The organism is Streptomyces sp. NPDC006309 (genome assembly GCF_040613095.1).
In the GTDB taxonomy this organism is placed as follows: Bacteria; Actinomycetota; Actinomycetes; order Streptomycetales; family Streptomycetaceae; genus Streptomyces.
Genome location: NZ_JBEXRO010000021.1, coordinates 83283 through 107125, shown reverse-complemented (window position 1 = coordinate 107125; position 23843 = coordinate 83283). Strand labels below are relative to the sequence as shown.

Here is a 23843-nt window from a genome sequence, read left to right as displayed (position 1 = left end):
CCGTGTGTCGTCTCTCGACCGCTGCCTCCACCATAGGGGCCCGGACCGACAGCGCCGGAGTTATCCACAGGCTCGGCCCCGGAATGGTGATCCTCGGTGCCCCGGACGCGCCGCTGCCCGGCGCCCTCGGAGCGAGGGTGCCGGGCAGCGGCGGGGACGGGGTCGAGGGCTCAGCGGACGAAGACTCCGGCCTGGCCGGCCAGGTCCAGGAAGTACTGCGGTGCCACACCGAGGACCAGGGTCACCGCCACGCCCATGCCGATCGCCACCATGGTCAGCGGTGACGGCACGGCGACTGTGGGGCCGTCGGGCCGCGGCTCGCTGAAGAACATCAGCACGATCACCCGGATGTAGAAGAACGCGGCGATCGCCGAGGAGATCACACCGACCACGACCAGCGGGGCCGCTCCGCCGTCCGCCGCCGCCTTGAACACGGCGAACTTTCCGGCGAAGCCCGAGGTGAGCGGGATGCCGGCGAAGGCCAGCAGGAACACCGCGAAGACGGCCGCCACCAGCGGGGAGCGGCGGCCGAGCCCCGCCCACTTGGACAGGTGGGTCGCCTCGCCGCCCGCGTCGCGGACCAGCGTGACCACGGCGAACGCGCCGATCGTCACGAAGGAGTAGCCGGCCAGGTAGAAGAGGACGGACGACACCCCTTCCTTCGAGGTGGCGATGACGCCCGCGAGGATGAAGCCGGCGTGCGCGATGGACGAGTACGCCAGCAGCCGCTTGATGTCGGTCTGGGTGATGGCGACGATCGCACCGCCCAGCATGGTGATGACGGCCACGGCCCACATGACCGGCCGCCAGTCCCAGCGCAGCCCGGGCAGGACGACGTACAGCAGACGCAGGAGCGCGCCGAACGCGGCCACCTTCGTCGCCGCCGCCATGAAGCCGGTCACGGGGGTGGGCGCGCCCTGGTAGACGTCGGGCGTCCACATGTGGAACGGCACCGCGCCCACCTTGAACAGCAGGCCCATCATGATCATGGCGGCGCCGATCAGCAGCAGCGCGTCGTTGCCCATGGTGCCGGCGAGGGCCGGGTCGACGTTGGTGGCGGTGCCGTCGACGACCTGGGCGATGCGCGCGTACGACACCGAGCCGGCGTAGCCGTACAGCAGGGCGATGCCGAACAGTGTGAACGCGGAGGCGAACGCGCCGAGCAGGAAGTACTTGACCGCGGCCTCCTGTGACATCAGCCGCTTGCGGCGGGCCAGTGCGCACAGCAGGTACAGCGGCAGGGAGAGGACCTCCAGGGCCACGAAGAGGGTCAGCAGGTCGTTGGCCGACGGGAAGACCAGCATGCCGCCGATCGCGAAGAGGAGGAGCGGGAAGACCTCCGTGGTGGCGAAGCCGGCCCGCACCGCGTCCTTCTCGCTGTCGCTGCCGGGTACGGCGGCGGCCTGCGCGGCGAAGGAGTCGACGCGGTTGCCGTGTGCGGCCGGGTCCAGGCGCCGCTCGGCGAAGGTGAACAGGCCGACCAGTCCGGCCAGCAGGATCGTGCCCTGGAGGAAGAGGGCCGGGCCGTCGACCGCGATGGCGCCCATGGCCGCGATGTGCGCCTTGGTGGTGCCGTACCCGCCGGCCGCGAGGGCGACGACCGCGGCGAACGCGGCGCACAGGGCCGCGGCGGACAGGATCAGCTGGGCGTAGTAGCGGAACCTGCGCGGGACGAACGCCTCGACGAGCACCCCGGCCAGCGCCGCGCCGATGACGATCAGGGTCGGTGACAGCTGTGCGTATTCGATCTTCGGCGCGTCGATCTTCGAGATCGGGTCGGCCGCGGTTGTCCACAGGCTGTGGACGGCTGCTGCGCTCACTTGGCCGCCTCCACCTCGGGCTTGGGGTCCTTCTTCTGGACGTCGGACATGGTGTGCTTGACCGCCGGGTTGACGATGTCCGTGACGGGCTTCGGGTAGACGCCCAGGCCGATCAGCAGCGCGATCAGCGGTGCGACGACCACCAGCTCGCGCACGCGGAGGTCGGGCATCGCCGCCACCGAGGGTTTCACCGGGCCCGTCATCGTCCGCTGGTACAGGACGAGGGTGTAGAGCGCGGCGAGGACGATGCCGAGGGTGGCGATGATGCCGATCACCGGATAGCGGGTGAACGTGCCGACCAGGACCAGGAACTCACTCACGAACGGCGCGAGGCCGGGCAGCGAGAGGGTGGCGAGGCCGCCGATCAGGAAGGTGCCGGCGAGTACCGGGGCGACCTTCTGCACCCCTCCGTAGTCGGCGATGAGCCGCGAGCCGCGCCGGGAGATCAGGAATCCGGCGACCAGCATCAGGGCGGCCGTGGAGATGCCGTGGTTGACCATGTAGAGGGTGGCGCCGGACTGGCCCTGGCTGGTCATCGCGAAGATGCCGAGGACGATGAAGCCGAAGTGCGAGATCGACGCGTAGGCCACCAGGCGCTTGATGTCCCGCTGGCCGACGGCGAGCAGCGCGCCGTAGAGGATGCTGATGAGCGCCAGTACGAGGATGACGGGCGTCGCCCACCTGCTGGCGTGCGGGAACAGCTGGAGGCAGAAGCGGAGCATCGCGAAGGTGCCCACCTTGTCGACGACCGCGGTGATGAGGACGGCGACCGGGGCGGTGGACTCCTGCATGGCGTTGGGCAGCCAGGTGTGCAGCGGCCACAGCGGCGCCTTCACCGCGAAGGCGAAGAAGAAGCCGAGGAACAGCCAGCGTTCCGTGCCGGTCGCCATGTGCAGGGAGCCGTTCGCGCGGGCCTCGGCGATCTGCTGGAGGCTGAAGTTCCCGGCCACCACGTAGAGGCCGATCACCGCGGCCAGCATGATCAGGCCGCCGACCAGGTTGTAGAGCAGGAACTTCACCGCCGCGTACGACCGCTGCGTGGCCGCCGTCTCCTCGCCGTGCGCGTGGGCACGGTCCCCGAAGCCGCCGATGAGGAAGTACATCGGGATGAGCATGGCTTCGAAGAAGATGTAGAAGAGGAAGACGTCGGTGGCCTCGAAGGAGATGATCACCATCGCCTCGACCGCCAGGATCAGCGCGAAGAAGCCCTGGGTGGGCCGCCAGCGGCGGTTGCCGGTCTCCAGCGGGTCGGCGTCGTGCCAGCCGGCCAGGATGATGAACGGCATCAGGACGGCGGTCAGCGCGAGCAGCGCGACCGCGATGCCGTCGACGCCCAGCTCGTACCTGACCCCGAAGTCCTTGATCCAGGCGTGGGACTCGGTGAGCTGGTAGCGGGCGCCGCCCGGGTCGAAGCGGACCAGGACGGTGACGGCCAGGGCGAGCGTGGCGAGCGAGACGACCAGCGCGAGCCACTTGGCGGCGGTGCGCCGGGTGGCCGGTACGGCGGCCGTGGCGACGGCCCCGAGCGCCGGGAGCACCGCCGTCGCTGTCAGCAGAGGAAAGGACATCGGTATCAGACCGCCCTCATCAGCAGGGTCGCGGCGACCAGGAGTGCCGCGCCGCCGAACATCGACACCGCGTAGGAGCGGGCGAAGCCGTTCTGGAGCCGGCGCAGCCGGCCGGACAGGCCGCCGAAGCCGGCCGCTGTGCCGTTGACGACGCCGTCGACCAGGGTGTGGTCGACGTAGACCAGGGAGCGCGTCAGGTGTTCGCCGCCGCGCACGAGGACCACGTGGTTGAAGTCGTCCTGGAGCAGGTCGCGGCGGGCCGCGCGGGTGAGCAGGGAGCCGCGCGGGGCGACGGCCGGGACGGGCCTCCGGCCGTACCGGGCCCAGGCGATGGCGACGCCGATGACCAGGCAGGCCATGGTGGCGCCGGTGACCGCGGCGGCGCTGACCGGCGAGTCGCCCTCCTGGTGGCCGGTGACCGGCTCCAGCCAGTGCAGGAAGCGGTCGCCGATGCTGAAGAAACCGCCGGCGAAGACCGAGCCGACGGCCAGCGCGATCATCGGGATCGTCATGACCTTCGGGGACTCGTGCGGGTGCGGCTCCGCGTGCTCGCCGCGGTGCTCGGCGACGGGCTCGGCGCTCGGCGCCTCGGGGGAGCGGGTGGGCCGGTTCTTCCAGCGCTCCTCTCCGAAGAAGGTCATCAGCATCACGCGCGTCATGTAGAAGGCGGTGATGGCCGCACCGAGCAGGGCCACTCCCCCGAGGATCCAGCCCTCGGTGCCGCCCTTGGCGAAGGCCGCCTCGATGATCTTGTCCTTGGAGAAGAAGCCGGACAGGCCCGGGAAGCCGATGATGGCGAGGTAGCCGAGGCCGAAGGTGACGAAGGTGACCGGCATGTATGTGCGCAGGCCGCCGTACTTGCGCATGTCCACCTCGTCGTTCATGCCGTGCATGACCGAGCCGGCGCCGAGGAACAGGCCGGCCTTGAAGAAGCCGTGCGTCACCAGGTGCATGATCGCGAAGACGTAGCCGATGGGGCCGAGGCCGGCCGCGAGGACCATGTAGCCGATCTGCGACATGGTCGAGCCGGCCAGTGCCTTCTTGATGTCGTCCTTGGCGCAACCGACGATCGCGCCGAACAGCAGCGTGACCGCGCCGACGACGGTGACGGCCAGCTGGGCGTCGGGTGCGGCGTCGAAGAGGGCCCCGGAGCGGACGATCAGGTAGACGCCCGCGGTCACCATGGTCGCCGCGTGGATCAGGGCCGAGACCGGTGTCGGGCCCTCCATGGCGTCCCCGAGCCAGGACTGGAGCGGCACCTGGGCGGACTTGCCGCAGGCGGCGAGCAGCAGCATCAGACCGATCGCGGTGAGCTTGCCCTGGGAGGCGTCACCGGTGTGGCTGAGGACCGGGCCGAAGGCGAAGCTGCCGAAGGTGGTGAACATCAGCATGATCGCGATCGACAGCCCCATGTCGCCGACGCGGTTGACCAGGAAGGCCTTCTTCGCGGCGGTGGCGGCGCTGGGCTTGTGCTGCCAGAAGCCGATCAGCAGGTACGAGGCGAGGCCGACGCCCTCCCAGCCGACGTAGAGCAGCAGGTAGTTGTCGGCGAGGACGAGCAGCAGCATCGCCGCGAGGAACAGGTTCAGGTACCCGAAGAAGCGGCGGCGGCGCTCGTCGTGCTCCATGTAGCCGACCGAGTACAGGTGGATCAGGGAGCCGACGCCCGTGATGAGCAGCACGAACGTCATCGACAGCTGGTCGAGGCGGAAGGTGACGTCCGCCTGGAAGCCGGCCACCGGCACCCAGCTGAACAGGTGCTGGGTCAGTGTGCGGTGTTCGGCCCCCCGGCCGAGCAGGCCGGCGAAGAGGACGGCACCGAGCACGAAGGAGGCGGTCGACAGCAGCGTGCCGATCCAGTGGCCGGCGCGGTCGAGGCGCCGGCCGCCGACCAGGAGGACGGCCGCTCCGAGCAGGGGCGCCGCGATGAGCAGCGCGATCAGGTTCTCCACGATTCTTCCGACCCCTTACAGCTTCATCAGGCTGGCGTCGTCGACCGAGGCCGAGTGGCGGGTACGGAACAGCGACACGATGATCGCGAGGCCCACCACGACCTCCGCGGCGGCGACGACCATCGTGAAGAAGGCGATGATCTGGCCGTCGAGGTTGCCGTGCATCCGGGAGAAGACGACGAACGCGAGGTTGCAGGCGTTCAGCATCAGCTCGATGCACATGAAGACCACGATGGCGTTGCGCCGGATCAGTACGCCGCTCGCGCCGATCGTGAACAGCAGGGCGGCGAGGTAGAGGTAGTTGACCGGGTTCACTTGGACGCCTCCTCGGGCCGCTTGAACGTCGCCGGTTCGACCGCCCTGCGCTCCAGGCGCTCCTCGGACCGCTGTTCCAGCGCCCGCAGGTCGTTCAGCGCCTCCGCGGAGACGTCACGGACCTGGCCGCGCTCACGCAGCGTCTTGCTGACGGTCAGCTCGGAGGGGGTGCCGTCGGGGAGCAGGCCCGCGACGTCCACGGCGTTGTGCCGGGCGTAGACACCGGGGGCGGGCAGCGGCGGGATGTGGACGCCCTCGCGGATGCGCTGTTCGGACAGCTCGCGCTGGGTCCGGGCGGGTTCGGTGCGCTCGCGGTGGGTGAGCACCATGGCGCCGACGGCGGCCGTGATCAGCAGGGCGCCGGTGATCTCGAAGGCGAAGACGTACTTGGTGAAGATGAGGGTCGCGAGGCCCTCCACGTTGCCGTTCGCGTTCGCCTGACCGGTGCCGGCGAAGTCCTTCAGGGAGGCGTTCGCGATGCCGGCGAACAGCAGGACGCCGAAGCCGGCCCCGCACACGAGGGCCAGCCAGCGCTGGCCCTTGATGGTCTCCTTCAGCGAGTCCGCGGCCGTGACGCCGACGAGCATCACCACGAACAGGAACAGCATCATGATCGCGCCGGTGTAGACGACGATCTGCACGATCCCGAGGAAGTAGGCGCCGTTGGCGAGGTAGAAGACCGCCAGGACGATCATCGTGCCGGCGAGACAGAGCGCGCTGTGCACGGCCTTCCGCATGAAGACGGTGCACAGGGCGCCGATCACCGCGACCGTGCCGAGGACCCAGAACTGGAACGCCTCACCGGTGGAGGTCGCGTAGGCGGCGAGGTGCTGCGCGTTCATCCGCCGATCACCTTCTCCGAGGCCGGCTCCTCCTCGCCGAAGGTGGACGTGGCCTCCTGCGGGACCTCGCCCCTGGAGACGGCGGTCTGCCGGACCGTGCCGGGGGCGGCCTGTGTCACCAGGCCCCGGTAGTAGTCCTGTTCGTCCGTCCCCGGGAAGATCGAGTGGGGCGTCTCCACCATGCCCTCCTCCAGACCGGCGAGCAGCTGCTCCTTGGTGTAGATGAGGTTGGCGCGGCTGGAGTCGGCCAGTTCGAACTCGTTGGTCATCGTCAGCGCGCGCGTGGGGCACGCTTCGATGCACAGCCCGCACAGGATGCAGCGGGCGTAGTTGATCTGGTAGACGCGGCCGTACCGCTCGCCCGGTGAGTAGCGCTCCTCCTCGGTGTTGTCGGCGCCCTCCACGTAGATGGCGTCGGCGGGGCAGGCCCAGGCGCACAGCTCGCAGCCGACGCACTTCTCCAGGCCGTCCGGATGGCGGTTGAGCTGGTGCCGTCCGTGGAACCGCGGAGCCGTGGTCTTCTTCTGCTCCGGGTACTGCTCGGTCAGCCGCTTCTTGAACATGGCCTTGAAGGTCACGCCGAAGCCGGCGACGGGGTTCTGGAAGCCGGGCGTGGTGTGCCCGGCGTCCTGAGGCTCCTCAGCCATCGGACGCCTCCTTTCCATCCGTAGATCCGTCACTGACAGTGTCCGGTCCACCACTGACAATCAGCTCCCGCTCACGGCGCGGGCGGCGCCTGGGCACCGGCGGCAGCTCCTGTCCGGGCAGCGGCGGTACGGGGAACCCGCCCGCCATCGGGTCGAAGGCCGGCTGCTCCTCGGCGGGCTGTCCGGTGCTCTTCGCCTTGTCGCGGAACATGTCGGCGATGAAGGAGAGCAGCAGCAGGGCCAGGACACCGCCGCCCACGTACAGGGCGATGTCGGCGAAGTCGTAGTTCTCGTTGTGCAGGGCCCGTACGGTCGCGACCAGCATCAGCCAGGTGACGGAGACCGGGATGAGGACCTTCCAGCCGAGCTTCATCAGCTGGTCGTAGCGGACGCGGGGCAGCGTGCCGCGCAGCCAGATGAAGAAGAACAGCAGCAGCTGCACCTTGATGACGAACCAGAGCAGCGGCCACCACCCGTGGTTCGCGCCCGTCCAGAAGCCGCTGATCGGCCAGGGGGCGCGCCAGCCGCCGAGGAACAGGGTGGCCGACACGGCCGAGACGGTCACCATGTTGACGTACTCGGCCAGCATGAACATCGCGAACTTGATGGACGAGTACTCGGTGTTGAAGCCGCCGACCAGGTCGCCCTCGGACTCCGGCATGTCGAAGGGGGCGCGGTTGGTCTCGCCGACCATCGTGACGATGTAGAGGATGAAGGAGACCGGCAGCAGCGCGATGTACCAGCGGTCGTGCTGCTGCGCCACGATCGTGGACGTCGACATCGAGCCCGAGTACAGGAAGACGGAGGCGAACGCGGCGCCCATGGCGATCTCGTAGGAGATCATCTGCGCGCAGGAGCGCAGGCCGCCCAGCAGCGGATAGGTGGAGCCGGAGCTCCAGCCCGCCAGGACGATGCCGTAGATGCCGACGGAGGCGATCGCGAGGATGTAGAGCATCGCGATCGGCAGGTCGGTCAGCTGCATCGTGGTGCGGTGGCCGAAGATCGAGATCTCGTTGCCGGCCGGTCCGAAGGGGATCACCGCGATCGCCATGAAGGCCGGGATGGCCGCGACGACCGGCGCGAGGACGTAGACGACCTTGTCCGCGCGTTTGACGATGAGGTCTTCCTTGAGCATCAGCTTCACGCCGTCGGCGAGCGACTGGAGCATGCCCCAGGGGCCGTGCCGGTTGGGGCCGATGCGCAGCTGCATCCAGGCGACGACCTTGCGTTCCCAGACGATGGAGAACAGCACGGTCACCATCAGGAAGGCGAAGCAGAACACCGCTTTGACGACGACCAGCCACCAGGGGTCGCGGCCGAACATCGAGAGGTCTTCAGCGGCTAGGTACCCGCTCATGCCTCCACCTCCTTGGGGGTCTCGTCGGCGAGTGCCGCCGGGCCGATGCGGACGAGGGAGCCGGGCCGGGCCCCGGTGCCGGAGGCCACGCCGGGGCGGGTGGAGTTCAGCGGGAGCCAGACCACCCGGTCGGGCATGTCGGTGACCTGGAGGGGGAGTGCCACGGAGCCGGCGGGGCCGGTGACGGCCAGGAGGCCGCCGTTTGCGACGCCGGCCTCGGCGGCCGTCGCGGCGGACACGCGCGCGTGGGCGGCGTGCCGGGTGCCGGCGAGGGCCTCGTCGCCCTCCTGGAGGACGCCCTGGTCGAGCAGCAGCCGGTGCCCGGCGAGCACGGCCTCGCCCGCGGCCGGGCGGGGCAGTGCGCCCGCGGACTCCGTGGGTGCGGCGGCGCCGGGGCCGTTCCAGGGGCCGAGCCGGTCGATCTCCGCGCGCGTGGTGCGCAGGTCGGGCAGCCCCAGGTGGACGTCCATGGCGTCGGCGAGCATGTGCAGCACGCGCGTGTCGGCCGGCGCGAGCCGGCGGGTCATCTGGTCGGGCTTGAGTGCGGCCTCGAAGGAGCGGACCCTGCCCTCCCAGTTGAGGAAGGTGCCCGCCTTCTCGGGGACCGCGGCGACCGGCAGGACGACGTCGGCGTGCTCGGTGACCTCGCTGGGCCGCAGTTCGAGCGAGACCAGGAAGCCGACGTTCGCGAAGGCCTCACGCGCGCGTGCCGGGTCGGGCAGGTCGGCCACCTCCACACCGGCGACCAGGAGTGCGGACAGTTCACCGCTGGCGGCGGCCTCCACCATCTGGTGGGTGTCGCGGCCGTAGCGGGACGGCAGTTCGGCGAGGCCCCAGACGGTGGCGACCTCCTCCCGTGCGCGCGGGTCGGTCGCGGGGCGGCCTCCCGGCAGCAGCGACGGCAGCGCACCGGCCTCGACGGCGCCGCGCTCGCCGGCCCGGCGCGGGATCCACACCAGTGCGGCGCCGGTCGCGGTGGCGGCGCGCAGCGCGGCGGTGAGGCCGCCCGCGACGCCGGCCAGCCGCTCGCCCACGATGATGACCGCGCCCTGCGTGCGCAGTGCCTCGGCCGCGTGGGAGCCGGGCTCCTCCAGGCCGGTGCCGCTCGCGAGGGCGTCCAGCCACTCGGGCTCGGTGCCGGGCGCGGCCGGCAGCAGCAGACCGCCCGCCTTGTGAAGGCCCCGGGTGGCGTGGGTGGCCAGCGAGAACACCCGCTGCTTGCGCTTGCGCCAGGCCTTGCGCAGCCGCAGGAAGACGCCGGGCGCCTCCTCCTCCGACTCGAAGCCGACGAGCAGCACGGCGGGCGCGTTCTCCAGGGAGGTGTAGGTGACGCCCGTACCGTCGAGGTCACGGCCGCGGCCGGCCACCCGGGCCGCCAGGAAGTCGGCCTCCTCGGCGCTGTGCACGCGCGCGCGGAAGTCGATGTCGTTCGTGTCGAGCGCCACGCGCGCGAACTTGCTGTACGCGTAGGCGTCCTCGACGGTGAGCCGGCCGCCGGTGAGGACGCCGGCCCGGGAGCGGGCTGCGCTCAGGCCCTGTGCGGCCGCTTGCAGCGCCTCGGGCCAGGAGGCGGGTTCCAGGACGCCGTCGGCGTTGCGGACCAGCGGGGTGTCGAGCCGGTCGCGCTGCTGGGCGTACCGGAACGCGAAGCGTCCCTTGTCGCAGATCCACTCCTCGTTGACCTCGGGGTCGTCGGCGGCGAGCCGCCGCATGACCTTGCCGCGCCGGTGGTCGGTGCGGGTGGCGCAGCCGCCGGAGCAGTGCTCGCAGACCGAGGGCGAGGAGATGAGGTCGAAGGGGCGGGAGCGGAAGCGGTAGGCGGCCGAGGTGAGGGCGCCGACCGGGCAGATCTGGATGGTGTTGCCGGAGAAGTACGACTCGAACGGGTCGCCCTCGCCGGTCCCGACCTGCTGGAGCGCGCCCCGCTCGACCAGTTCGATCATCGGGTCACCGGCGACCTGGTTGGAGAAGCGGGTGCAGCGGGCGCACAGTACGCACCGCTCGCGGTCGAGCAGGACCTGGGCGGAGATCGGTACGGGCTTCTCGTAGGTGCGCTTCCTGCCCTCGAAGCGGGATTCGGCGTTGCCGTGCGACATGGCCTGGTTCTGGAGGGGGCACTCGCCGCCCTTGTCGCAGACCGGGCAGTCCAGCGGGTGGTTGATGAGCAGCAGCTCCATCACCCCGTGCTGGGCCTTCTCGGCGACCGGTGAGGTGAGGTGGGTCTTGACGACCATGCCGTCGGTGCACGTGATCGTGCAGGACGCCATCGGCTTGCGCTGGCCCTCGACCTCGACGATGCACTGGCGGCAGGCGCCGGCCGGGTCCAGCAGGGGGTGGTCGCAGAACCTCGGGATCTCGATGCCGAGCTGCTCGGCGGCCCGGATGACCAGGGTGCCCTTGGGCACGCTGATCTCTGCGCCGTCGATCGTCAGGGTGACGAGGTCCGCCGGTGGAACCGCCGGCCGGCCCCCCGGGGTGGGGGCGCTGGTGGTCACGGTCATGCGTTCACCTCCGGGCGGTCCGCCCAGGCCGTCGACTTGGCCGGGTCGAAGGGACAGCCCCGGCCCGTGATGTGCTGCTCGTACTCCTCGCGGAAGTACTTGAGCGAGGAGAAGATCGGGGATGCGGCGCCGTCACCGAGGGCGCAGAAGGACTTGCCGTTGATGTTGTCGGCGATGTCGGCGAGCTTGTCGAGGTCGGACATGCCGCCCTTGCCGGCCTCGATGTCCCGCAGCAGTTGCACCAGCCAGTACGTCCCCTCGCGGCAGGGGGTGCACTTGCCGCAGGACTCGTGGGCGTAGAACTCGGTCCAGCGGGTCACCGCCCGCACCACGCAGGTCGTCTCGTCGAAGCACTGCAAGGCCTTCGTGCCGAGCATCGAGCCCGCGGCGCCCACCCCTTCGTAGTCGAGGGGGACGTCGAGGTGCTCGTCGGTGAACATGGGTGTCGAGGAGCCGCCCGGTGTCCAGAACTTCAGGCGGTGCCCGGGGCGCATGCCGCCGCTCATGTCGAGGAGCTGGCGCAGCGTGATGCCGAGCGGAGCCTCGTACTGGCCGGGGCTCGCGACGTGGCCGCTGAGCGAGTAGAGCGTGAAGCCCGGGGACTTCTCACTGCCCATCGACCTGAACCATTCCTTGCCGTTCTGGAGGATGGCGGGAACCGACGCGATCGACTCCACGTTGTTCACCACGGTGGGACAGGCGTAGAGGCCTTCCACCGCGGGGAAGGGGGGACGGAGACGGGGCTGGCCGCGGCGGCCTTCGAGCGAGTCGAGCAGCGCGGTCTCCTCACCGCAGATGTACGCGCCGGCGCCCGCGTGCACGGTGAGTTCGAGGTCGAGTCCGCTGCCCAGGATGTTCTCGCCGAGGTAGCCGGCCTCGCGGGCCTCGCGCACGGCCTCGTGCAGCCGCCGCAGCACGGGGACGACCTCGCCCCGCAGATAGATGAAGGCGTGCGACGACCTGATGGCGTAGCACGCGATCACGATGCCCTCGATGAGGCTGTGCGGGTTCGCGAAGAGGAGCGGGATGTCCTTGCAGGTGCCCGGCTCCGACTCGTCGGCGTTGACCACCAGATAGTGCGGTTTGCCGTCACCCTGCGGGATGAACTGCCATTTCATCCCGGTCGGGAATCCCGCGCCGCCGCGGCCGCGCAGCCCGGAGTCCTTGACGTACGCGATGAGGTCGTCCGGGGACATGGCGAGCGCCTTGCGGAGCCCCTCGTACCCGTCGTGCCTGCGGTAGACGTCCAGGGTCCAGGACCGGTCCTCGTCCCAGAAGGCCGACAGCACGGGTGCGAGCAGCTTCTGGGGGCTGGTGTCCTTCAGCTCGGATTCCACGGTCATCACTCCCCCTCCTCGGCGGTGGGCCCTGCCGGGTGGGCGGGGTCGGAGGCCGATGTGTCCTGCGGCGCGTCGTGGGAACTGAGGTGCTCGGCCGGCGACGGCCCGTGCGCCGCCCGGTCGTGCGGTTCCCCGGACGCTCCCGTCCGGTGCGGGCCGCCGTCCCGCGGGTGCACCACGCGCGCGGGTTCGGCCTCTCCCCTGGCCAGGCGGAGGCCCACCAGCGACGCGGGTCCCGCGCTGCCCCCCTCCTCGACGGCACCGGGCCGCTCGTCGGGGAAGCCGGCCAGGATCCGGGCGGTCTCCTTGAAGGTGCACAGCCGGGCGCCGCGCGTGGGCTGCACGGGCCGTCCCGCGCGGAGGTCGTCGACCAGGCGCCGGGCGCTGCCGGGGGTCTGGTTGTCGAAGAACTCCCAGTTGACCATCACGACCGGCGCGAAGTCGCAGGCCGCGTTGCACTCGATGTGCTCCAGGGTGACCTTGCCGTCGTCGGTGGTCTCGCCGTTGCCGACGCCCAGGTGCTCCTGGAGGGTCTCGAAGATGGTGTCGCCGCCCATGACCGCGCAGAGCGTGTTGGTGCACACGCCGACCTGGTAGTCGCCGGACGGCCGGCGCCGGTACATGGTGTAGAAGGTGGCGACGGCGGTGACCTCGGCGGTGGTCAGGCCGAGCATGTCCGCGCAGAAGTGCATGCCGGTGCGCGTGACGTGGCCCTCCTCCGACTGCACGAGGTGGAGCAGCGGCAGCAGGGCGGACCGGGAGTCGGGGTAGCGGGCGATGAGCTCGCGCGCGTCCGCCTCGAGCCGGGTCCGGACGTCGTCCGGGTACGCGGGGGCGGGCAGTGCGGGCATGCCCAGGCTGACGCCCCGCTCCGAGGAAGAGGTGGTCACCGGTCGACGCCTCCCATCACGGGGTCGATGGATGCGACGGCGACGATGACGTCGGCGACCTGGCCGCCTTCGCACATCGCCGCCATGGCCTGAAGGTTGGTGAAGGACGGGTCGCGGAAGTGGACCCGGTAGGGGCGGGTGCCGCCGTCGGACACGGCGTGCACGCCGAGTTCGCCCTTGGGTGATTCCACGGCCGTGTACGCCTGTCCCGGCGGGACGCGGAAGCCCTCGGTGACCAGCTTGAAGTGGTGGATCAGGGCCTCCATGGAGGTGCCCATGATCTTCTTGATGTGGTCGAGGGAGTTGCCGAGTCCGTCCGGTCCCAGGGCGAGCTGGGCGGGCCAGGCGATCTTCTTGTCGGCGACCATGACGGGGCCGGGCTGGAGCCGGTCCAGGCACTGTTCGATGATCCTGAGCGACTGGCGCATCTCCTCCAGGCGGATGAGGAAGCGGCCGTAGGCGTCGCAGGTGTCGGTGGTGGGGACGTCGAAGTCGTACGTCTCGTAGCCGCAGTAGGGCTGGGCCTTGCGCAGGTCGTGGGGCAGGCCGGTGGAGCGCAGGATCGGGCCGGTGGCGCCGAGGGCCATGCAGCCGGCCAGGTCGAGGTAGCCGACGTCCTGCATGCGGGCCTTGAAGATGGGGTTCCCGGTGGCGAGCTTGTCGTACTCCGGGAGGTTCTTGTTCATCTTCTTCACGAACTCGCGGATCTGGTCCACCGCGCCGGGCGGGAGGTCCTGGGCGAGTCCGCCGGGCCGGATGTACGCGTGGTTCATGCGCAGGCCGGTGATCAGCTCGTAGAGGTCGAGAATCATTTCACGATCACGGAAGCCGTAGATCATGATCGTGGTGGCGCCCAGTTCCATGCCGCCGGTGGCGATGCACACCAGGTGGGAAGAGAGCCGGTTCAGCTCCATCAGGAGCACCCGGATGATCGTGGCGCGTGCGGTGATCCGGTCCTCGATGCCGAGGAGCTTCTCGACGGCGAGGCAGTAGGCGGTCTCGTTGAAGAAGGACGTCAGGTAGTCCATGCGCGTGACGAAGGTGGTGCCCTGCGTCCACGTGCGGTACTCGAGGTTCTTCTCGATGCCGGTGTGCAGGTAGCCGATGCCGCAGCGGGCCTCGGTGACCGTCTCGCCGTCGATCTCGAGGATGAGGCGGAGCACTCCGTGGGTGGACGGGTGCTGGGGACCCATGTTGACGACGATGCGTTCGTCGTCGGCGCGGGCCGCGGACTGGACGACCTCGTCCCAGTCGCCACCGGTGACCGTGTAGACGGTGCCCTCGGTGGTCTCGCGCGCCGAGGCGGCGGAGGCCGCGGATGCTGACTGCGTGCTCACGAGTACGACCTCCGCTGGTCCGGAGCCGGGATCTGGGCGCCCTTGTACTCGACGGCGATGCCGCCGAGGGGGTAGTCCTTGCGCTGGGGGTGGCCCTGCCAGTCGTCCGGCATCATGATCCGGGTGAGGGCCGGGTGACCGTCGAAGACGATCCCGAAGAAGTCGTAGGTCTCGCGCTCGTGCCAGTCGTTCGTCGGATAGACGGAGACCAGGGACGGGATGCGCGGGTCGCTGTCGGGGGCGGCGGCTTCGAGGCGGATCAGCCGGTTGTGGGTGATCGAGCGCAGGTGGTAGACGGCGTGCAGTTCGCGGCCCTTGTCCTCGGGGTAGTGGACGCCGCTGACGCCGGTGCACAGCTCGAAGCGGAGCGCCGGGTCGTCCCGCAGGGTGCGGGCGACGAGGAGCAGATGCTCGCGTTCGATGTGGAAGGTCAGCTCGCCGCGGTCGACGACCGTCCTGTCGATGGCGTTGTCCGGGAGGAGTCCCTGTTCCTCCAGGGCGCCCTCCAACTCGTCGGCGACCTCGTCGAACCAGCCGCCGTAGGGCCGGGCCGTCGGTCCCGGGAGTCGGACCGAGCGGACCAGGCCGCCGTAGCCGGAGGTGTCGCCGCCGTTGTGCGCGCCGAACATGCCGCGCTGGACGCGGATCTCCTCGCCGCCCTGGCCGCGCCGGCCGGGGAGGTTGGCGGCGGAGAGGTCGTTCTCGGGGTTGGGCCCGTTCGCCGCCCCGTTCGCCCCGCCGGTGCCGCCGTTCGCCGCGGCGCCGTGGGTGCCGTTCGCGTCGCTCACCGCAGCAGCCCCTTCATCTCGATCGTGGGCAGGGCCTTGAGGGCCGCCTCCTCCGCCTCGCGGGCCGCTTCCTCGGCGTTCACGCCGAGCTTGGCGGACCGGATCTTCTGGTGGAGCTTGAGGATCGCGTCCATCAGCATCTCGGGGCGGGGCGGGCAGCCCGGCAGGTAGATGTCGACCGGCACGATGTGGTCGACGCCCTGGACGATCGCGTAGTTGTTGAACATGCCGCCCGAGGAGGCGCAGACGCCCATGGAGATCACCCACTTGGGGTTGGGCATCTGGTCGTAGACCTGCCTCAGGACGGGCGCCATCTTCTGGCTGACCCGGCCGGCGACGATCATCAGGTCGGCCTGGCGCGGTGAGCCGCGGAAGACCTCCATGCCGAAGCGGGCCAGGTCGTAGCGGCCGGCGCCGGTGGTCATCATCTCGATGGCGCAGCAGGCGAGGCCGAAGGTGGCCGGGAAGACGGACGCCTTGCGCACCCAGCCCGCGGCCTGCTCGACGGTGGTGAGCAGGAATCCGCTCGGCAGCTTTTCTTCGAGTCCCATGTCTTTAAAGGCCCCTCAGTCCCATTCCAGGCCGCCGCGCCGCCATACGTACGCGTACGCGACGAAGACGGTGAGCACGAAGAGCAGCATCTCCACGAGCCCGAAGATCCCCAGGGCGTCGAAGGTGACGGCCCAGGGGTAGAGGAAGACGATCTCGATGTCGAAGACGATGAAGAGCATCGCCGTCAGGTAGTACTTGATGGGGAAGCGCCCGCCGCCGGCCGGCGTGGGGGTCGGCTCGATGCCGCACTCATAGGCTTCGAGCTTGGCGCGGTTGTACCGCTTCGGACCGATCAGCGTGGCCATGACCACGGAGAAGATCGCAAAGCCTGCCCCGAGGGCTCCCAGTACGAGGATGGGCGCATACGCGTTCACCGCTCCTCGCTCCTCTCAGTCGGCGCTGACTGCTGGCGGTTACTGGGCTCACGTCCGCCTCACCGGTCCCACGAGCCCCGCTCGTCCCGGGCGAAGATCGAGAACATGTGAAGCAGGTCACAAGCCCAACTGCCTCGCATCCTATGCCTGCCGCTCTGTGATCTGCGACACGGGGTATTCCACAAGCTTTGTGATCTCCACCACCTGACGAAGGATCATGAAGTCGGATGATGGGTGATCTTCGTACGCGAAGCGTCCAGTTGATCACCAGTAGTGACATTTTCGCTCGTCATCGCAGGCCGGAGGGGTCGTCTCCATATCAAGAGGCTTCCGATGCATGCAAATTGGTGCTGGACGGGCGGGGGCTGATAGAGGGCCGCGTTCACACGTCAGAGGGAGGGGAGGGGCGGGGTGTGGACGCGGGGCCGGAGCGTGTGCGCGCGTTCACCAGTCGCGCACGTGCGGGACGCCGCGGTTCCGGTGACCGTTCCGTGACCTCCGCCACACTCGTGAGGGGGCTGTGAGAACCGGGCTTGGCCAACGACCCTCACCGGTGGTAGGTGCGGGGCAATCCGGACGTAATGATCAAAGACCGTGATCAAGGGCTTGATCACGACAGTCCGCAATGTCCGTTAGGGCGTCAATAAAGAGCGACACGCCCGGGATTACGGGGTTCGATTGAGCAACTGTGGCGCACCACACGTTTCTTGAAGATATGAAGGAGCCCCTGGTACCGGTTGTTCCCATGTCCCACACCGCTCACATACGCAGCCACCGGAAGCCCCGCCGCAGCGCGTCGACCCTCGCGATGCGGGCCGGAGTCGCCGGTGGTGTCCTCGGCACCCTGGCGGTCGCCGGGGCGTCCGGCTCGGCGAACGCGGCCGAGCCGGTGACGCAGACGCTCGAACTGCCCACCCTGACGGCCGACCTGACCGTCCAGGCCGCCCAGTCCGCGGACGCCACCCAGCAGGCCGCCGCGAACTACCAGTTGCAGGCCGAGCGTGACGCGGCTGCCGCAAAGGCCGCGAAGCAGGCCAAGGCGGACCTCGCCGATGCCAGGCAGAAGGCGGCGGAGGCCAAGAAGAAGGCCGACGAGACCGCCCGCAAGGAGGCCGCCGCACGCGCCTCGCGCACCGCGGAGCGGACGACGCTGTCCACCACGGCGGGCAGCGGCACCAGCACCACGTCCACCTCCACGTCCACCGGAACCTCCACCTCGACCGGCACGTCCACGGCCACCGGTTCGGCCGCGTCCGTCATCGACTTCGTCAAGGCGCAGGTCGGCAAGGCGTACGTCTCCGGCGCCACCGGCCCGTCCGCCTACGACTGCTCCGGCCTGGTCCAGACGGCCTTCCGGCAGGTCGGCATCAGCCTTCCGCGCGTCTCCCAGGACCAGTCGACCGCCGGCACCCAGGTCTCGCTGGACAGCCTCCAGCCGGGCGACATCCTGTACTGGGGCAGCGCGGGCAGCGCGTACCACGTCGGGGTGTACGTCGGCGGCGGCATGTTCGTCGGCGCGCAGAACCCCTCCACGGGCGTCGTGGAGCGCCCGCTGTCGTACGACCCGCCCACCGGCGCGGTGCGGGTGCTCTGAGCACCTCCCGGACCTCTCACACGCGCGTGAGGGCCGCAGCCCCTTCCCGGGGGCTGCGGCCCTCACGTCGTCCCCGGGTGCCCCGGGGCGGTTCAGGGACGGCTCACGCCTTGGGGGCCACCCTGCTCAGGCCGTTGATGATGCGGTCCATCGCGTCGCCGCCCGTCGGGTCGGTGAGGTTCGCGAGCAGCTTCAGGGTGAACTTCATCAGCATCGGGTGCGTCAGGCCGCGCTGGGCGGCGATCTGCATGACCTTCGGGTTGCCGATGAGCTTCACGAAGGCGCGGCCCAGGGTGTAGTAGCCGCCGTAGGTGTCCTTCAGGACGCGCGGGTAGCGGGTCAGGGCGGTCTCGCGCTGGGCGGGCGTGGCCCGCGCGTGGGCCTGGACGATGACGTCGGCGGCGATCTGGCCGGATTCCATGGCGTAGGCGATGCCCTCGCCGTTGAAGGGGTTCACCAGGCCGCCGGCGTCGCCCACGAGCAGCAGCCCGCGCGTGTAGTGCGGCTGGCGGTTGAAGGCCATGGGGAGGGCGGCGCCGCGGATCGGGCCGGTCATGTTCTCGGGGGTGTAGCCCCAGTCCCGCGGCATGGAGGCGCACCACGCCTTGAGGACCTCGCGCCAGTCCAGCTCCTTGAAGGAGGCGGAGGTGTTGAGGACGCCGAGGCCGACGTTGGAGGTGCCGTCGCCCATGCCGAAGATCCAGCCGTAGCCGGGCAGCAGGCGGTCCTGGGCGCCGCGCCGGTCCCACAGCTCCAGCCAGGACTCCAGGTAGTCGTCGTCGTGGCGCGGCGAGGTGAAGTACGTGCGCACGGCGACGCCCATGGGGCGGTCCTCGCGGCGGTGCAGGCCCATCGCGAGGGACAGCCGGGTGGAGTTGCCGTCGGCGGCGACGACGAGCGGCGCGCGGAAGGTGACCTCGCGCTTCTCCTCGCCGAGCTTGGCGGTGACGCCGGTGATGCGGCCGGTGCGGTCGTCGAGGACCGGCTCGCTCACGTTGCAGCGCTCGTACAGGCGGGCGCCGGCCTTCTGGGCGTTGCGGGCGAGCTGCTCGTCGAAGTCGTCGCGCTTGCGGACGAGTCCGTAGTCCGGGAAGGAGGCGAGATCCGGCCAGTCGAGCTGGAGGCGGGAGCCGCCGCCGATGATGCGCAGGCCCTTGTTGCGCAGCCAGCCGGCCTCCTCGGAGATGTCGATCCCCATGGTGACGAGCTGCTTGACCGCGCGCGGGGTGAGGCCGTCGCCGCACACCTTCTCGCGCGGGAACGCGGTCTTCTCCAGCAGCAGGACGTCGAGGCCGGCCTTGGCGAGGTGGTACGCGGTCGTGGAGCCGGCTGGCCCCGCGCCCACGACGATCACATCGGCGGTGTGGTCGGAGAGGGGCTCGGTCACGGCGGGATCTCCCCAAAGGTTCGGAATCTGCGTGCCGACCGGCACTGGACACGGGCAGTCTATTCAGCAGAATTGATCACCCGGCTGAAGGGCTGCCCTGTGAACCGACCTCTCCCCGCGGTACGGCTGCGCGTCCCCACGCACGAGGACGCGGTCGCCTGGCACCGGGTGTTCGACGACCCGGAGGTCATGGAGTTCTACGGCGGCAGGCCGGCGGCGCTGTCGGTCTACGAGGAACTGACCGCGCGCCAGCGGCGGCACGACGCGGAGCTGGGCTTCTGCCTGTGGACCCTGCTGGACGACAGCGGCGAGGTGATCGGGTTCACCGGCGCCCAGCCGTGGCGGCCGCAGTGGGGTCCCGTGGGCGAGACGGAGATCGGCTGGCGGCTGGGCCGGGCGCACTGGGGCCGGGGGTATGTCACCGCGGCGGCGCGGGAGACGCTGGGCCGGGTCCGGGCGGCCGGGGTGCCGGGTGTGGTGGCGGTGGTCCGGCCGGGCAACGAGCGTTCGGTGGCGGTGGCTCGGCGGCTCGGCATGGAGCCGGCGGAGACCTACACGCATCCGACGCCGAACGAGCCGGCGCTCTGCTTCCGCCTCAACTTCGATGACCCACAGTAGTTATCTGTCACGGAAAGACACCGAACCCTTCCGGGTGGGCCGGGCGGGAGTTACCCTTCCCGTACCGCTGGGGGTGACATCTGTGCGTATACCACCCGAAACATCCGACGTACGCGTCCCGCGTCTGGTCGGTCTGATGGCCGTGGACGCGCGTGAAGCGGCCCGGGCCCACGGCCTGTTCCTCACCGCGCCGGACCGCCCGGACTTCCACCGCGCCGTCGTCGACTACGTCGTACGCCAGTATCCGCAGCCCGGCGCCGAGGTACCGCCGGAGTCGACGGTGCACGTGTGGTTCGACTTCGGGGAGGGCGAGGGCGGCGGAGGCGTGCGGGAACCACGCGTTCCGCGACCCCCGGCGGGCGGTCCGCCCCGCGAACTCGGCGAGCCGGGGGACGCGTTCGAGATGATCGGGCGCTGAGCCGCGCGGGAGCGGCTCAGGCCTCCTTGAAGCCCCGGTGCAGCGCGACGACACCGCCGGTGAGGTTGCGCCACGCCACCTTCGACCAGCCGGCGTCGCGCAGCCGTCCGGCGAGGGCGGGCTGGTCGGGCCAGGCGCGGATGGACTCGGCGAGGTAGATGTAGGCGTCCGGGCTGGAGGAGACCGCGCGCGCGGCCGGCGGCAGCGCCCGCATCAGGTACTCGGTGTAGACCGTCCTGAAGGGCGCCCAGGTCGGGTGCGAGAACTCGCAGATGACGACGCGTCCGCCGGGCCGGGTGACCCGGTACATCTCCCGCAGGGCGGCGTCCGTGTCCTGGACGTTGCGCAGGCCGAAGGAGATCGTCACGGCGTCGAAGGTGTCGTCCTTGAAGGGCAGCTTCGTCGCGTCGCCAGCGGTGAACGGCAGCCAGGCGTGCCGGCGCTTGCCGACCTGGAGCATGCCGGTCGAGAAGTCGCAGGGGACGACGTACGCGCCGGTCCGCGCGAAGGGCAGCGAGGAGGTGGCCGTGCCGGCGGCGAGGTCCAGGACCTTCTGCGCGGGGCGCGCGTCGACCGCCTTCGCGACCTCCCTGCGCCAGCGCCGGTCCTGGCCGAGCGACAGCACGTCGTTCGTCAGGTCGTACCGTTCCGCCACGTCGTCGAACATCGAGGCGACTTCGTGCGGCTGCTTGTTCAGGGAGGCGCGGGTCACCCGCCCATTCTTGCAGCCCGGTCCCACGGCGGGAGCCCCGGCTCGCGCCGCCGGCCCGGCGGCGCCCCGGGTCCGCCGCCGGGTCAGCGGCGGCGGTACAGCAGCCGGCCCTCGATGACGGTCGCCACGCAGGTGGCGGCCCCGCGGCCGGCGAGGGCGGTCTCGTCCGGCACGTCGAACACGGCGAAGGTCGCGGCCCTGCCCTCGTACGGCAGCAGGGGCGTGAGGACGGCTTCGGCGAGGGGGCGCCGCCCGGCCAGCGGGTCGAGGGACGGCGGCCCCGGCGGCCCGGCGGTCCGCTCCCGGCTCGCCATGCCCGCCCGGCGTACGGCGTCCGCCACGGCCGGACGCCGCAGCGGCCCGGCCACGGCCACGGTCCCGTGGGCGAGCATCCGCTGCACCCCGCGCCGGGCGCTCGCGCCCCACCGCGCGTCGGTCATGCCGAGGGCGGCCAGGGCCGCTTCGCCGGTGAGCGGCTCGGTGCCGAGCGTGTCGGCCTCGCGCGGGTCGGGGTGGTAGGCCCGCTCCAGCAGTTCGGGCCCGTACGGGTTGAGCAGGCCGGGCGTGATCAGGCCCGGCCAGCGGCGTACGCGCGCGGCCGGGTGTGCGGCGGCCAGCTCCTCGTACGGGCCGACGGCCGCGATCGTCCGGCCCTCGGCGAGCAGCGCGCCCCCGGGCAGCGGGGCGCGGTGCGGGTCGCCGGTGACGAGGAGGTCCGCGGTGTGGAGGGTCAGCACGGCAGGCTCAGTTGGACGCCAGCAGCTTCAGCTCGGGGTGGGCGGTGCCGCCCTCGATGGCCGTGGAGGAGATGTGGGAGGCCACGCGGTCGTCGGCGGGGTCGTCCGCCGGGTCGTCGTGGACGACGAGGTGCTCGTAGGTGGTGGCGCGCTGGGCCGGCACCCGCCCGGCCTTGCGGATCAGGTCGATGATCTCCAGCCGGTTGGAGCGGTGCTTGGCGCCGGCCGAGGAGACCACGTTCTCCTCCAGCATGATCGAGCCCAGGTCGTCCGCGCCGTAGTGCAGGGACAGCTGGCCGACCTCCTTGCCGGTGGTGAGCCAGGAGCCCTGGACGTGGCGGACGTTGTCCAGGAAGAGGCGGGCGATCGCGATCATCCGCAGGTACTCGAAGAGGGTCGCCTGGGTGCGGCCCTTCAGGTGGTTGTTCTCGGGCTGGTAGGTGTACGGGATGAACGCGCGGAAGCCGCCCGTGCGGTCCTGCACGTCACGGATCATCCGCAGGTGCTCGATGCGCTCGGCGTTGGTCTCGCCGGTGCCCATGAGCATCGTCGACGTCGACTCCACGCCCAGCCGGTGCGCGGTCTCCATGATCTCCAGCCAGCGTTCGCCGCTCTCCTTGAGCGGGGCGATGGCCTTGCGCGGCCGTGCGGGCAGGAGTTCCGCGCCGGCGCCCGCGAAGGAGTCGAGGCCGGCCTCGTGGATCCGGGTGATGGCCTCCTCGACGGAGACGCCGGAGATCCGGGCCATGTGCTCGACCTCGGACGCGCCCAGCGAGTGGATCACCAGCTGCGGGAAGGCGTCCTTGATGGCCTTGAAGTGCTTCTCGTAGTACTCGACGCCGTAGTCCGGGTGGTGGCCGCCCTGGAACATGATCTGGGTGCCGCCGAGTTCGACGGTCTCCGCGCAGCGGCGCAGGATGTCGTCGAGGTCGCGGGTCCAGCCCTTGGCGGTGTCCTTGGGGGCCGCGTAGAACGCGCAGAACTTGCAGGCCGTGACGCACACGTTCGTGTAGTTGATGTTCCGCTCGATGATGTACGTGGCGATGTGCTCGGTGCCGGTGTACATGCGGCGGCGGACGGTGTCGGCGGCGGCGCCGAGGGCGTGCAGGGGCGCGTCGCGGTACAGCTCCAGCGCCTCTTCGGGGGTGATCCGCCCACCGGCGGCGGCACGGTCGAGGACGGACTGGAGGTCGGCCTTCTCGGTCACCGGCGTCCCTTTCGCAAGGTTTTCGTCAGGGTTGTGGACGGACCGAACCAGCCTACGCCAGCGGGTTTCCCGCGCTGACCTCAGGCCGCGTACGCGCCGATCAGCACTCCGGCGAGGGTGCCGGCCAGGAGGAACGGGCCGAACGGTACGGCGGTCCCGCGGTCCGCGCGCCGGGCCAGGACGAGCGCGCCGCCGTAGAGGGCGCCGAGCAGGAAGCCCGCGAAGGTGCCGAGCAGCACGGTGGGCCAGCCGTACCAGCCGAGCACGGCGCCCGCCCCCACGGCCAGTTTCACGTCGCCGAAGCCCATGCCGGCGGGGTTGATCAGGTACAGCACCAAGTAGCCGGCGCCGAGGGCGAGGGCGCCGCAGAGGGCGGTGGGCCAGTGGCCGGCGTGCTCGGGGAGCAGGGCGGCGAGGCCGAGCAGGGCGAGGGCGGCGGCGGCGAGCGGCAGGGTCAGCGGGTCGGGCAGCCGCCGCACCCGCAGGTCGACGGCGGCCAGCAGTACGCCGACGGGCGCGAGCAGCAGCCAGACCGCCAGTTCGGGGCGGGTGCCGGTGGCGGCGGCGAGGGCGGCGCAGACGAGCGCGCCGGCGGTGGCGAGGCGCGGCGCGGAGGGGGCGCCGGCGTACGGCCCACCGCCCGCGCGGTGTTCGGCGCACCTCGCGCGGCCCAGCCAGCCGCGCAGGGGGTGGCCGGCGGGGCAGTGAGCGCGCCAGGGGTCGCCGGGCGGGACGGCGAAGCGGTAGGCCGCGCGGGGCAGCAGCGTGCCCGCCAGCGCGCCCCACACCCCGGCGCCGAGCACCAGCGCCCCCGTGGCCAGCTCCACGTCATCCTCCCCCGTCGTCCTGCCCGCCCCCGGTCCCTACCCGGTCCGGGCGGCCGGCAC

At 70.8% G+C, this 23843-nt stretch carries 22 protein-coding genes; 3 read left to right on the top strand and 19 right to left on the bottom strand.

Translation table 11 applies throughout. The annotated features are described in order from the left end of the window. Window positions 1-170 precede the first annotated feature (170 nt). Genes nuoN through ABZ117_RS25020 form a run of 14 tightly spaced genes read right to left on the bottom strand, consistent with a single transcriptional unit; the run spans window position 171 to window position 16283 of the window. Window positions 171-1820, bottom strand: coding sequence for an NADH-quinone oxidoreductase subunit NuoN (gene nuoN / locus ABZ117_RS25085; protein WP_356824025.1), 1650 nt, complete (start codon window positions 1818-1820; stop codon window positions 171-173). Then, window positions 1817-3388: an NADH-quinone oxidoreductase subunit M gene (locus ABZ117_RS25080; protein WP_356824024.1), complete on the bottom strand. Its 1572-nt coding sequence runs from the start codon at window positions 3386-3388 to the stop codon at window positions 1817-1819. Before ABZ117_RS25080 ends, nuoN begins: the two co-directional genes overlap by 4 nt. A gap of 5 nt (window positions 3389-3393) precedes the next feature. Beyond that, window positions 3394-5340 carry an NADH-quinone oxidoreductase subunit L gene (nuoL, locus tag ABZ117_RS25075; protein WP_356824023.1) on the bottom strand — a complete coding sequence of 649 codons (1947 nt, stop codon included), beginning with the start codon at window positions 5338-5340 and terminating at the stop codon, window positions 3394-3396. A gap of 15 nt (window positions 5341-5355) precedes the next feature. Continuing rightward, window positions 5356-5655 (bottom strand): NADH-quinone oxidoreductase subunit NuoK, encoded by a 300-nt coding sequence (gene nuoK, locus ABZ117_RS25070; RefSeq protein ID WP_356824022.1) that lies wholly within the window; start codon window positions 5653-5655, stop codon window positions 5356-5358. Continuing rightward, window positions 5652-6497: an NADH-quinone oxidoreductase subunit J gene (locus ABZ117_RS25065; RefSeq protein WP_356824021.1), complete on the bottom strand. Its 846-nt coding sequence runs from the start codon at window positions 6495-6497 to the stop codon at window positions 5652-5654. The genes nuoK and ABZ117_RS25065 overlap by 4 nt, the downstream gene beginning before the upstream one ends. Beyond that, window positions 6494-7144 carry an NADH-quinone oxidoreductase subunit NuoI gene (gene nuoI / locus ABZ117_RS25060; protein WP_356824020.1) on the bottom strand — a complete coding sequence of 217 codons (651 nt, stop codon included), beginning with the start codon at window positions 7142-7144 and terminating at the stop codon, window positions 6494-6496. The genes ABZ117_RS25065 and nuoI overlap by 4 nt, the downstream gene beginning before the upstream one ends. Then, a complete protein-coding gene (gene nuoH / locus ABZ117_RS25055) occupies window positions 7137-8501 on the bottom strand; it encodes an NADH-quinone oxidoreductase subunit NuoH (RefSeq protein ID WP_356824019.1) in 1365 nt (454 codons plus the stop codon). Before nuoH ends, nuoI begins: the two co-directional genes overlap by 8 nt. Further along, window positions 8498-11002: an NADH-quinone oxidoreductase subunit G gene (locus ABZ117_RS25050; protein ID WP_356824018.1), complete on the bottom strand. Its 2505-nt coding sequence runs from the start codon at window positions 11000-11002 to the stop codon at window positions 8498-8500. The genes nuoH and ABZ117_RS25050 overlap by 4 nt, the downstream gene beginning before the upstream one ends. Continuing rightward, the gene (gene nuoF, locus ABZ117_RS25045; RefSeq protein ID WP_356824016.1) at window positions 10999-12348 is read right to left on the bottom strand and encodes an NADH-quinone oxidoreductase subunit NuoF; all 1350 of its coding nucleotides are present in this window, start codon (window positions 12346-12348) and stop codon (window positions 10999-11001) included. Before nuoF ends, ABZ117_RS25050 begins: the two co-directional genes overlap by 4 nt. Further along, window positions 12345-13232, bottom strand: a complete 888-nt coding sequence (gene nuoE / locus ABZ117_RS25040; protein WP_356824015.1) for an NADH-quinone oxidoreductase subunit NuoE — start codon at window positions 13230-13232, stop codon at window positions 12345-12347. The genes nuoF and nuoE overlap by 4 nt, the downstream gene beginning before the upstream one ends. After that, complete coding sequence (locus tag ABZ117_RS25035; RefSeq protein WP_356824014.1) at window positions 13229-14569, bottom strand: NADH-quinone oxidoreductase subunit D; 1341 nt, start codon at window positions 14567-14569, stop codon at window positions 13229-13231. Before ABZ117_RS25035 ends, nuoE begins: the two co-directional genes overlap by 4 nt. Next, window positions 14566-15357, bottom strand: a complete 792-nt coding sequence (locus ABZ117_RS25030) for an NADH-quinone oxidoreductase subunit C (protein WP_356824013.1) — start codon at window positions 15355-15357, stop codon at window positions 14566-14568. The genes ABZ117_RS25035 and ABZ117_RS25030 overlap by 4 nt, the downstream gene beginning before the upstream one ends. Then, on the bottom strand, window positions 15354-15908 hold the full coding sequence (locus ABZ117_RS25025) for an NADH-quinone oxidoreductase subunit B family protein (protein ID WP_318201968.1): 555 nt from the start codon (window positions 15906-15908) through the stop codon (window positions 15354-15356). The genes ABZ117_RS25030 and ABZ117_RS25025 overlap by 4 nt, the downstream gene beginning before the upstream one ends. A gap of 15 nt (window positions 15909-15923) precedes the next feature. Beyond that, complete coding sequence (locus ABZ117_RS25020) at window positions 15924-16283, bottom strand: NADH-quinone oxidoreductase subunit A (protein ID WP_003992243.1); 360 nt, start codon at window positions 16281-16283, stop codon at window positions 15924-15926. 745 nt (window positions 16284-17028) lie between these two features. Here ABZ117_RS25020 and ABZ117_RS25015 point away from each other — a divergent pair. Continuing rightward, window positions 17029-17877 carry a C40 family peptidase gene (locus tag ABZ117_RS25015; RefSeq protein WP_356824012.1) on the top strand — a complete coding sequence of 283 codons (849 nt, stop codon included), beginning with the start codon at window positions 17029-17031 and terminating at the stop codon, window positions 17875-17877. Between the two features lie 103 nt (window positions 17878-17980). Here ABZ117_RS25015 and ABZ117_RS25010 read toward each other — a convergent pair whose 3' ends face one another. After that, on the bottom strand, window positions 17981-19264 hold the full coding sequence (locus ABZ117_RS25010) for a geranylgeranyl reductase family protein (protein ID WP_356824011.1): 1284 nt from the start codon (window positions 19262-19264) through the stop codon (window positions 17981-17983). Window positions 19265-19363: 99 nt separating this feature from the next. On the opposite strand from ABZ117_RS25010, the gene ABZ117_RS25005 reads away from it, so the two are divergent. Next, a complete protein-coding gene (locus ABZ117_RS25005) occupies window positions 19364-19882 on the top strand; it encodes a GNAT family N-acetyltransferase (RefSeq protein ID WP_356824010.1) in 519 nt (172 codons plus the stop codon). A gap of 82 nt (window positions 19883-19964) precedes the next feature. Then, on the top strand, window positions 19965-20300 hold the full coding sequence (locus tag ABZ117_RS25000) for a PASTA domain-containing protein (RefSeq protein WP_356824009.1): 336 nt from the start codon (window positions 19965-19967) through the stop codon (window positions 20298-20300). A gap of 16 nt (window positions 20301-20316) precedes the next feature. On the opposite strand, the gene ABZ117_RS24995 is transcribed toward ABZ117_RS25000, so the two are convergent. From ABZ117_RS24995 to ABZ117_RS24980, 4 genes are all read right to left on the bottom strand, one after another. After that, window positions 20317-21012: a demethylmenaquinone methyltransferase gene (locus ABZ117_RS24995; protein WP_356824008.1), complete on the bottom strand. Its 696-nt coding sequence runs from the start codon at window positions 21010-21012 to the stop codon at window positions 20317-20319. 83 nt (window positions 21013-21095) lie between these two features. Further along, entirely contained in the window at window positions 21096-21749 is a 654-nt protein-coding gene (locus ABZ117_RS24990; RefSeq protein WP_356824007.1) for a hypothetical protein, read from the bottom strand. A 7-nt stretch (window positions 21750-21756) separates the two neighbouring features. Further along, a complete protein-coding gene (mqnC, locus tag ABZ117_RS24985; RefSeq protein WP_356824006.1) occupies window positions 21757-22956 on the bottom strand; it encodes a cyclic dehypoxanthinyl futalosine synthase in 1200 nt (399 codons plus the stop codon). Between the two features lie 80 nt (window positions 22957-23036). Further along, window positions 23037-23777, bottom strand: a complete 741-nt coding sequence (locus ABZ117_RS24980) for an A24 family peptidase (protein WP_356824067.1) — start codon at window positions 23775-23777, stop codon at window positions 23037-23039. Window positions 23778-23843: the final 66 nt, after the last annotated feature.

Coding starts and splice junctions, on each gene's coding strand:
- ABZ117_RS25065 (WP_356824021.1), bottom strand. CDS start 6,497: ATGAACGCGCAGCACCTCGCCGCCTACGCGACCTCCACCGGTGAGGCG.
- ABZ117_RS25025 (WP_318201968.1), bottom strand. CDS start 15,908: ATGGGACTCGAAGAAAAGCTGCCGAGCGGATTCCTGCTCACCACCGTC.
- ABZ117_RS25015 (WP_356824012.1), top strand. CDS start 17,029: ATGTCCCACACCGCTCACATACGCAGCCACCGGAAGCCCCGCCGCAGC.
- nuoH (WP_356824019.1), bottom strand. CDS start 8,501: ATGAGCGGGTACCTAGCCGCTGAAGACCTCTCGATGTTCGGCCGCGAC.
- ABZ117_RS25080 (WP_356824024.1), bottom strand. CDS start 3,388: ATGTCCTTTCCTCTGCTGACAGCGACGGCGGTGCTCCCGGCGCTCGGG.
- nuoI (WP_356824020.1), bottom strand. CDS start 7,144: ATGGCTGAGGAGCCTCAGGACGCCGGGCACACCACGCCCGGCTTCCAG.
- ABZ117_RS25050 (WP_356824018.1), bottom strand. CDS start 11,002: ATGACCGTGACCACCAGCGCCCCCACCCCGGGGGGCCGGCCGGCGGTT.